The following is a 1,572-nucleotide window of genomic DNA, read 5'->3' on the forward strand; positions in this document are numbered from 1 at the left end:
GGGGGCGTTGAGCATGGCCGCCGCCGTGGCCACCTCGAACATCTCGATCCCGTTGGGCAGTACCGTGGCCACCGGTCGGCCCGGGCCGGCACCGAGGTCCCCGAGTACGGAAGCCAGTCGGCGGGCCCGGTCGTCGAGCTCACCGTAGGTACGCACCGTCCCGCCCATGATCATGGCGGGCCGACCGGGCTCCACGGTGGCGTGCCCCGTCACCCCCCGCACCGGAGCCGAGGTACGTTCTCTCATCGCCGCAGAGACTACTGTGCCCTGGCATCGCCGGGGCCCGGATGCGGTCGGTCGGCGCCGGCATCGGAGGATGGACCATGGGCGAGGCGAAAACCAGGGGGAACGGTCGATCGGGCGCCGGAGACGCCGAGATCACCGGGGATGACGGCCACCATGGGTGATACGCCGGTCCCGTCCCCGGCCGTCGGTCACCCGCTCGAGCCGTTGCGGGCCGACGAGATCCTGGCTGCGGTGGCCGTGGTCCGGGACAGCGGCCGGATCGGGGACGGGGCCCTGTTCTCCACGGTGACCCTGGCCGAGCCGGGCAAGGAAGCCGTCATCGCCCACCGGCCCGGCGACAAGGTCGAACGGCAGATCCAGTTGTTGATCGTCCCGGGCCCCGAGGCGTCGCTCATCGAGGCCGTGGTGGCCCTACCCGAGGGCGAGGTGGTCCGCTGGACCGAGCGCCAGGATGTGCGACCGGCCCTCTTGTTCGACGACTCCTACCGGGCCACCATCGCCCTCCGGGAGGACCCCGACTGGCAGAAGGCCATGGTGCGTCGTGGTATCACCGACTTCGACAAGGTCCAGATCGACCCCTGGCCGACCGGTGACTTCGGCAATCCCCTCGAGGAGGGTCGCCGGATCGCCCGGTGCTTGTCGTACTACCGTGAGCGGCCCTCGGACAACGGCTACGCCCGACCCGTCGAGGGGGTGCTGGCCACCGTGGACGCGGCCCGGGGCATCGTCCTCGAGGTGCTCGACCTCGGGGTGGTCCCCATGCCCGAGGGCAACGGCAGCTACCGGCCGGAGGACAACCAGCCGCTGCGCACCGACCTCCGACCTCTGGAGATCGTCCAACCCGAGGGGGTCAGCTTCACCCTCGACGTCAACCACCTGAGGTGGCAGGGATGGTCCATGCGGGTATCGATGGATCCCCTCGAAGGGTTGGTGCTTCACACCATCGGCTACGACGACGGTGGCTTCCGGCCCATCATCTACCGGGCCTCGATCTGCGAAATGGTCGTCCCCTACGGCGACCCGGGACCACTCCACGGATGGAAGAACGCCTTCGACGTCGGCGAGTGGGGGCTCGGACGCATGGCCAACTCGCTGGCCCTGGGCTGTGACTGCCTGGGGGCCATCACCTACCTGGACGCAACCTTCGCCAGCGAGCACGGCCACCCCTATGTCGTGGAGAACGCCATCTGCATCCACGAGGAGGACTACGGGATCCTCTGGAAGCACAACGACATGAACACAGGACACACCGAGGTCCGTCGGTCGCGGCGCCTGGTGGTGTCGTCGATCTCGACCGTCGGGAACTACGAATACGGATTCTTCTGG

The 1,572-nt window shown here is 68.8% G+C and carries 1 protein-coding gene and 1 pseudogene; one reads left to right on the forward strand and one right to left on the reverse strand.

From position 1 onward, the window contains the following. Positions 1-246, reverse strand: a 246-nt coding sequence (locus tag WCB02_RS30780; protein WP_423963998.1) for an AMP-binding protein, incomplete at its 3' end; no start/stop codon positions are given. A 141-nt stretch (positions 247-387) separates the two neighbouring features. On the opposite strand from WCB02_RS30780, the pseudogene WCB02_RS30785 reads away from it, so the two are divergent. Next, positions 388-1,572: pseudogene (locus WCB02_RS30785) on the forward strand (primary-amine oxidase); the annotation flags it as partial.

The organism is Bradyrhizobium sp. (assembly GCF_049581145.1).
Lineage (GTDB): Bacteria > Pseudomonadota > Alphaproteobacteria > Rhizobiales > Xanthobacteraceae > Bradyrhizobium.